This window comes from Humibacter ginsengiterrae, from assembly GCF_054780115.1.
This window is the reverse complement of sequence record NZ_BAAGWY010000040.1, coordinates 1-834: the sequence shown is the minus strand read 5'-3', so window position 1 is coordinate 834 and position 834 is coordinate 1. Positions and strand designations below refer to the sequence as shown.

Sequence of the window (834 nt, the reverse complement as noted above, 5' to 3'; positions counted from 1 at the left end):
CTCCTCAAACTCCGAGCAGCCACCCCCGCCTGACCGGGCAAGCCGGCACCCTCCAGCCAGACGCCGAACGCTACCAAATCCCGCACCCCCACCGCCCAGAAGATTCACGCGACAGCCTGAGCGCGACCCCGTTGCCGGTTTCCGTCGGTCCACCCTTGGAGTGCTCTACCACGTGGTGGATCTCGCACCAGCTGGCCGGGATGCGACATCCGGGGATCACGCAGCCACGGTCGCGGGCGGCGATCGCGCGGCGTTGTTGGGGGGTGAAGCAGCGTTGCGGTGACCACAACGACACGATCCGTCCCTCCCGCATCAGGAGTTTTTGGATGCCGCCGGCGCAGGCGAACTGGGTGACCGCTGCCATCGGGATCGGCTCGTCCACCCCGTCCATCCACCCGGCACCACGCCCCTCTCGGAGGTCGTGTTCGTCCACCGTGACCAGCACAGTGGGTGCAGCACCACCCATCGACGCAACCTCGGCACTGCGGGCGGCGGCGTCGATCAGGGACGCGAACGCGTCATGCCGCCGCTGCGGCGACGACCGGTCATCCAGGCCCCCGTCCGCCGGCTGGTCGCCGGGGAGGAAGGCGGGTTTCGATTTCGGGGACACGACCGCGGTGATGGCTTGTTCCAGTTTCCCGGAGATCTCCGGCATCAACTCCATCCGATACCGCACCAGCCCACCCCAGGTGCCCAACCGGGTCAGAGCACGGTGCCGCATCGCCTCCTCCGCATCCCCCTCCACCCCGTCCGGATCCAACGCGACCTTCCACACCGTGGCCTGCACCCTCGTTTGATCCGCCGTGAACCCTTCCTCCACGGCGGAGGCGACGA

General features: G+C 68.5%; 1 protein-coding gene. It reads right to left on the bottom strand.

Annotated elements, in window-relative coordinates:
• Positions 1-70: 70 nt before the first annotated feature.
• Positions 71-834: HNH endonuclease signature motif containing protein (locus ACYVII_RS19085; protein ID WP_460537926.1), on the bottom strand; the 764-nt coding region annotated here is incomplete at its 5' end.